Genomic DNA, 6,734 nt, shown 5'->3' with positions numbered 1-6,734 from the left:
TAAAAGCAATGAAATAAATCAGTAAAATGGTTAGATTTAGTGTGTCCAAAATTTATTTAGGACAGGATTGATACAAAAACTTTGATGGCACAGATTCTATTTTAAAGCTATTAAAAACTAAAGACGTCAATACACTTTCGCCTTTTAAAATTGCACTTGAATTAAGCGAATATATATACACTAATTTCAAATACATACAAGGCATTACTAGTGTAGACTCTAAACTAGATCATGTATGGGGACTAAAGGCCGGTGTTTGTCAAGATTTCGCAAATATACTATTGCAAGTTATTAGAATGCTAGGCATTCCCTCCCGATATGTAAGTGGTTATATTTGCCCTAACGAATCTGGATCACGTGGTGAAGGCGCCACGCATGCTTGGATTGAAGTTTATATCCCCTTTTATGGATGGCTTGGCATAGACCCAACTAATAACGCCATTGCAAACGAATACCATGTTCGTTTAGCTGTAGGAAGAGATTATAAAGATTGTACTCCCGTAAAAGGAGTTTTTAAAGGTACTGCAAAAAGCGATTTATTTGTAAAAGTAAAAGTGAGCACGTTTAAAAATAATGATGATGAGCTTACATTATCTTTAAAAAAGAAAGAGCAAGAAGTAAACACTAATAGTTATCACCAAAATGTAAAATTGTTACAGCAAATGCAACAGCAGCAATAATTACTTCTTCCTATCAATCACATAATTCACCATAAGTTCTAGTGAATTTTTATATTTAGAATCTGGATACGTTTGAAGCAACTGTAGAGCTTCCGTTTGAAATTGCTTCATTTTAATAACCGCATAATCTAAACCACCACTATTCTTCACAAAAGCAATAACTTCTTTAACACGCTTAGTGTCTTTATTATGATTTTTTATAGAATTAATAAGCCACTTCTTATCTTTTTTTGAGGCTTGATTTAACACATAAATCAGTGGCAAGGTCATTTTTTGCTCTTTAATATCTATACCTGTAGGTTTTCCAATTTGAGCATCACCATAATCAAACAAATCATCTTTTATTTGAAATGCCATACCAATAAGTTCGCCAAACTTTCGCATGGTTTCAACATGCTGAGATTCTGGTTTTACAGAAGCTGCCCCCAAACTACAACAGGCCGCAATTAGAGTTGCTGTTTTTTGACGAATAATCTCGTAATACACGGCTTCCGTGATATCTAGTTTACGGGCTTTTTCAATTTGAAGCAGTTCGCCTTCACTCATTTCGCGTACCGCAATCGATATGATTTTAAGCAAATCGAAATCATTATTATCAATAGATAACAACAAGCCTTTTGAGAGTAAATAATCGCCAATTAAAACGGCTATTTTATTTTTCCAAAGGGCATTTACTGAGAAAAATCCACGACGGCGGTTACTATCATCCACCACATCGTCATGCACCAATGTAGCTGTATGTATTAATTCTATAACGGACGCTCCTCTATAAGTACGCTCGCTAACCTCGCCGTTAGATACCATTTTAGCAACTAGAAAAACAAACATCGGGCGCATTTGTTTTCCTTTTCGGTTCACTATATAATGTGTAATCCTATTAAGTAAGGCTACTTTACTGGCCATAGAAAGCTGAAACTTTTGCTCGAAAAGATCCATTTCATAGGCTATGGGTTGTTTTATTTGCTCTACTACTTTCAATTGATTGGTTTAAGGAAATTCAAATATAAACCTTAGAATAGAATTTTTTAAGATTTGTTAGCTAATTGTCCACAAGCTGCATCAATATCTTTACCCCTACTTCGTCTTACGGTAACGGTAATATTATTATGTTCTAAAATTTTAACATATAAATCTATGGCTTTAGAATTAGCTTGTTGAAACTCGCCATCATCAATAGGATTATATTCAATAAGATTCACTTTACTCGGTGCAAATTTGCAAAATTCAACTAAAGCATCAACATCCTTTCTATTATCGTTTATACCATCCCAAACTACATATTCGTAGGTAATTCTATTTTTTGTTTTAGCATACCAATATTGAAGTGCTTCTCTTAAATCGTTAAGCGGAAAGGTAGCGTTGAAAGGCATAATAGAGGTCCGAACCTCATCAATTGCTGAATGAAGAGATACTGCTAACTTAAATTTTACGTCATCATCAGCCATTTTTTTAATCATTTTTGGCACGCCCGATGTCGAAACGACAATACGCTTAGGTGACATCCCCAATCCTTCTGATGACGTAATTTTATCTATGGCTTTAATAACGTTATTATAGTTCATAAGTGGTTCTCCCATGCCCATAAACACAATGTTACTTAGTGGCCTGTTATGGTATAATCTACTTTCATTATCTATGGCTACAACCTGATCGTAAATTTCGTCAGGATTCAAATTACGCATGCGTTTTAAACGAGCCGTTGCACAAAACTTACAATCTAAACTACAACCAACTTGACTGGACACACAGGCGGTAGTTCTAGTTTTGGTTGGTATTAAAACCGATTCGACTATTAAACCATCATGTAAACGTACTGCATTTTTAACCGTACCATCACTACTGCGTTGCATGGTATCTACTTTTATATGGTTGATAACAAAATTAGCCTTTAACATTTGACGCGTTTCCTTTGAAACATTGGTCATATCCTCAAAAGTATGTGCCGATTTTTGCCATAACCATTCGTAAACTTGATTGCCTCGAAATGCTTTATCGCCTTGATTTTCAAAGAAATCTCTTAATTGCTCTTTGGTTAATGCGCGTATGTCTTTTTTCTTGATTTCCATTTGAATGCAAAAATAGTGAAAGGTTTTGCGATTGACGAATTACGATTAACGATTTTTGAATTCGAGTTTTAAATTGCATTAGGGATTGAGGCTTTGTTGAAGCTCTTTTTGTGCTGTTGCACCTATGCAACACAAAAAAGCGACTGCCGAAAGCCCGACCCTCTGGGGAATGCCCGAGATACCGAAATAATCCCGATAGCTATCGGGACAGCACAAAAAAAGCCTCTTAAAAAAGAGGCTAATTATTATTTGAAATATTTTGTGACTATATAATTAACATAGCATCACCATAGCTATAAAATTTGTAGCCTTCTTTAATAGCTTCATCATAAGCACGCTTTATGAAATCGTGACCTGCAAATGCCGAAACCATCATTAACAAAGTTGATTTTGGTGTGTGGAAATTGGTGATCATTGAGTTAGCTATACTAAAATCATATGGAGGGAAAATAAATTTATTGGTCCATCCATCAATTTCGTTAAGCTTCCCGCTGGTTGACACAGCACTTTCTATAGCTCGCATTGCAGTAGTACCTACCGCACAAATACGTCTTTTTTCTTTTAGACCTGTATTAACAATTTCTACAGCTTTTTCATCAATGGTTAACTCCTCGCTATCCATTTTATGTTTTGATAAATCCTCAACCTCAACAGGATTAAAAGTACCTAAACCAACATGTAACGTTACTTCGGCAAAATTAACACCTTTAATTTCTAAACGTTTTAACAAGTGTTTTGAAAAGTGAAGTCCTGCAGTTGGAGCCGCTACTGCACCTTCATTTTTTGCAAAAATAGTTTGGTAACGATCTTCATCCGATGCCTCTACGTCTCTTTTAATATATTTAGGAAGGGGTGTTTCTCCAAGTTCATTTAATTTTATACGAAATTCTCTATAGGAACCATCATATAAAAAACGCAAAGTACGTCCTCTTGATGTTGTGTTATCAATAACCTCTGCTACTAACGTATCATCATCGCCAAAATATAGTTTGTTACCAATTCTTATTTTCCGAGCTGGATCTACTAAAACATCCCAAAGGCGCTGTTCTTCGTTTAATTCCCTTAATAAAAATACTTCAATTCTTGCTCCTGTTTTTTCTTTATTGCCGTATAATCTGGCAGGAAACACTTTAGTATTGTTTAGTATTAAAACATCATCTTCATTAAAATAATCAATAACGTCCTTAAACATTTTGTGCTCAATGGTTTGTTCTTTTCTGTTTAAAACCATTAAACGGGATTCATCCCTATTTTCTGCTGGATATTCTGCTAATAATTCTTCAGGTAAATTGAAACCGAAATGTGATAATTTCATACGTGTCATTTATTGTTTTTTATGAGAAGTTGCAAATATACAATCTGCACATAGGGGTTGTCAAGTAAATACGTGATTATTATTCAGTTATTATAAACCCTATAGATTCTAAATCGTTCCAAAACGTTGGATAAGACTTTGAAACCACCATAGCGTCTTCTATAACTATTGAAGTTTTAAGTGCTAACGGAGCAAATGCCATGGCCATTCTGTGATCGTTATATGTTGCAATAGGAATCAATTCATTAATTGAATGTGAAGCAGTTAAGTGCAACGATTTATCAGTAATATCTACTTTTCCTCCTAACTTTTCAATCTCTGTTTTTAAAGCAACTAACCTATCTGTTTCCTTAATTTTTAAGGTATGTAAGCCTATTAAATCACATGGTATCCCTAAAGCAAAACAAGTTACAGCAATGGTTTGAGCAATGTCTGGAGCATTTTTTAAATCTAGAGTTAGAGGCTCTAAACTTGAAGCTTCCTTTTTTAAAGTCATAGCATTATCCTTAAAATCCGTAACTACGCCAAAATGTTTATAAATATCTACCAAAGCCGAATCACCTTGTAGGGAGTTTTCTTTATATGATGTTAAGGTAATTTCAGTTCCAACATCACTAAGAGCAGCAATACTGAAATAATAAGATGCCGATGACCAATCGGATTCTACCGTTAAAGTTTTAGAATTTAACTTTTTAGTAATTGGTTTTATTTTGATGATATTGTCTGTGAACGATGATTCTACGCCTATTTCATCTAACAAACTTAAAGTCATGTTTATATATGGAATAGAAGTTATTTCGCCTTCAAGGGTTAATTCTAATCCGTTTTCCAGTTTTGAAGCAATTAATAGCAAAGCAGAAATATACTGACTACTTACATTTGCTTTTAATGACACTTTGTTTTTAGTGAGTTTTTTTCCTTTAATTTTAATTGGCGGAAAACCTTCATTTTGAACATAACTAATATCTGCACCAAGCTCTTGCAGTGCTTCAACTAAAATTTCAATAGGGCGTTCTTTCATGCGCTTAGACCCCGTTAACGTAACCGTTCTACCTTCTTGAATTGAAAAATAAGCGGTTAAAAAACGCATAGCCGTACCTGCATGATGAATATCTACAATATCAGATAGTGAATTTAAGGCGTTAGTCATTAAATTACTATCATCTGAATTTGAAACGTTTTCAAGCTTAAACTCAGGATATAGTGCTTGCAGTAACAACAATCTATTAGATTCGCTTTTAGAACCCGTTATTTGAATAGAAGACTGCTTGGCTATTTTAGATTTTTGAAGTGTAAAGTGCATGTTCTTAAAATTCTAATTTAAAGAAGTCGCAAATTTACTTTAATTTTTCGTTATTATGATGTCTATCGTGGTCGCGTTTTGCTTTCTTATCCATTCTTTTATCAAAAGCTCTTTGCAGGTCGACGCCCGTTTGGTTTGCTAAACACAACACAACAAATAATACATCTGCCAATTCTTCGCCTAAGTCTTTATCTTTATCGCTTTCTTTTTCGCTTTGTTCTCCGTAGCGTCTAGCTATAATTCTGGCTACCTCACCTACTTCTTCAGTGAGTTGTGCCATATTAGTAAGCTCGTTAAAATAGCGAACGCCATGGTCTTTAATCCAATTATCTACTTCTTTTTGTGCGTCTTTAATGTTCATTTATATCTTTTTAAAGTACCTAAAATTAATAAAATAACTAAGCATGGCATAAAAATATATTTTATTTCACTTAAAACAACTTTTATTCCCCAAGTCGAAAAAAACTTTTGGATACCTAATGGTGAAACTATTATTTCTCTAAAAGGAAAGAAAAATCTATCATTATCAAATGGAACAAAAAAACCAATGCCTCTTCCTCCAGAAGTCATAGCATCTAAAATACCGTGCGATAATGTTGATAGAAAAATTACCAAAAACCAAATGCCTTTATTTTTTCTTCCTAAAGTGAACATTAAAATTAATGCCCAAAAGACTGAAAATAGTATAGAATGAGTAAATCCACGATGCCCAAATGGGTGTTCGTAAGGGATTCCAAATTTGAATGTAACAACATCAAAATCGGGTAAAATAGTAGAACATATAGCGGCAATTAATAACCATTTAGTGTTTTGATTATCGATTACTTTAGTCAAAGTATATCCAACTACACCATGTCCAAAAACAGATGCCATTATACTTTATTTTTAGTATCGATAATAATGGTTACAGGACCATCATTAAGTAATTCTACTTTCATATCTGCTCCAAACTGTCCTGTTTGCACTTTTTTGCCTAAATCAGTTTCTAATTGTTTTACAAAACTTTCATAAAGGGGAATAGCTATTTCTGGTTTAGCGGCTTGAATGTAACTGGGTCGGTTTCCTTTTTTGGTTGAAGCGTGAAGTGTAAACTGGCTTACCACAATAGCATCGCCATTTACATCTTTTACGGAGTTATTCATAACGCCATTTTCATCACCAAAAACACGAAGATTTACTATTTTATTCGACAGCCACTTAATATCTTCATCTGCATCATCTTCAACAATTCCTAATAATATTAAAAGGCCACTTTTAATGGAAGCTACTTTCTTATCTGCAATGGTTACACTTGCTTTAGACGCTCTTTGGATAACTGCTTTCATAAGCTCTTAAATCCCCAGAGGAGACTTTTTGATTCGTTATATAAT

Annotated in this window: 8 protein-coding genes; 1 reads left to right on the top strand and 7 read right to left on the bottom strand. The window is 34.0% G+C overall.

Annotated elements, in window-relative coordinates; translation table 11 throughout:
- Positions 1 to 98 precede the first annotated feature (98 nt).
- The gene (locus ABD935_RS10690) at positions 99 to 680 is read left to right on the top strand and encodes a transglutaminase-like domain-containing protein (protein WP_345192025.1); all 582 of its coding nucleotides are present in this window, start codon (positions 99 to 101) and stop codon (positions 678 to 680) included.
- On the opposite strand, the gene ABD935_RS10685 is transcribed toward ABD935_RS10690, so the two are convergent.
- The 7 genes from ABD935_RS10685 to dtd form a co-directional block, all read right to left on the bottom strand.
- Positions 681 to 1,658 (bottom strand): polyprenyl synthetase family protein, encoded by a 978-nt coding sequence (locus ABD935_RS10685; RefSeq protein ID WP_345192023.1) that lies wholly within the window; start codon positions 1,656 to 1,658, stop codon positions 681 to 683.
- 47 nt (positions 1,659 to 1,705) lie between these two features.
- The gene (gene rlmN, locus ABD935_RS10680) at positions 1,706 to 2,746 is read right to left on the bottom strand and encodes a dual-specificity RNA methyltransferase RlmN (protein ID WP_345192022.1); all 1,041 of its coding nucleotides are present in this window, start codon (positions 2,744 to 2,746) and stop codon (positions 1,706 to 1,708) included.
- A gap of 265 nt (positions 2,747 to 3,011) precedes the next feature.
- Positions 3,012 to 4,061: a tRNA preQ1(34) S-adenosylmethionine ribosyltransferase-isomerase QueA gene (gene queA, locus ABD935_RS10675; RefSeq protein WP_345192021.1), complete on the bottom strand. Its 1,050-nt coding sequence runs from the start codon at positions 4,059 to 4,061 to the stop codon at positions 3,012 to 3,014.
- Between the two features lie 79 nt (positions 4,062 to 4,140).
- On the bottom strand, positions 4,141 to 5,364 hold the full coding sequence (locus ABD935_RS10670; RefSeq protein WP_345192020.1) for a 3-phosphoshikimate 1-carboxyvinyltransferase: 1,224 nt from the start codon (positions 5,362 to 5,364) through the stop codon (positions 4,141 to 4,143).
- Between the two features lie 34 nt (positions 5,365 to 5,398).
- Entirely contained in the window at positions 5,399 to 5,725 is a 327-nt protein-coding gene (locus ABD935_RS10665; protein ID WP_345192018.1) for a nucleotide pyrophosphohydrolase, read from the bottom strand.
- On the bottom strand, positions 5,722 to 6,237 hold the full coding sequence (locus ABD935_RS10660; RefSeq protein ID WP_345192017.1) for a metal-dependent hydrolase: 516 nt from the start codon (positions 6,235 to 6,237) through the stop codon (positions 5,722 to 5,724). Before ABD935_RS10660 ends, ABD935_RS10665 begins: the two co-directional genes overlap by 4 nt.
- Complete coding sequence (gene dtd, locus ABD935_RS10655) at positions 6,237 to 6,689, bottom strand: D-aminoacyl-tRNA deacylase (RefSeq protein WP_345192016.1); 453 nt, start codon at positions 6,687 to 6,689, stop codon at positions 6,237 to 6,239. The genes ABD935_RS10660 and dtd overlap by 1 nt, the downstream gene beginning before the upstream one ends.
- Positions 6,690 to 6,734 lie beyond the last annotated feature (45 nt).

The sequence above is a fragment of the Algibacter agarivorans genome (assembly GCF_039543245.1).
In the GTDB taxonomy this organism is placed as follows: domain Bacteria; phylum Bacteroidota; class Bacteroidia; order Flavobacteriales; family Flavobacteriaceae; genus Algibacter_G; species Algibacter_G agarivorans.
Note: the sequence above shows the minus strand (reverse complement) of the source record. Positions and strands in the feature narration are given on the sequence as shown.

Coding starts and splice junctions, on each gene's coding strand:
- ABD935_RS10660 (WP_345192017.1), bottom strand. CDS start 6,237: ATGGCATCTGTTTTTGGACATGGTGTAGTTGGATATACTTTGACTAAA.
- ABD935_RS10665 (WP_345192018.1), bottom strand. CDS start 5,725: ATGAACATTAAAGACGCACAAAAAGAAGTAGATAATTGGATTAAAGAC.
- queA (WP_345192021.1), bottom strand. CDS start 4,061: ATGAAATTATCACATTTCGGTTTCAATTTACCTGAAGAATTATTAGCA.
- dtd (WP_345192016.1), bottom strand. CDS start 6,689: ATGAAAGCAGTTATCCAAAGAGCGTCTAAAGCAAGTGTAACCATTGCA.
- rlmN (WP_345192022.1), bottom strand. CDS start 2,746: ATGGAAATCAAGAAAAAAGACATACGCGCATTAACCAAAGAGCAATTA.
- ABD935_RS10670 (WP_345192020.1), bottom strand. CDS start 5,364: ATGCACTTTACACTTCAAAAATCTAAAATAGCCAAGCAGTCTTCTATT.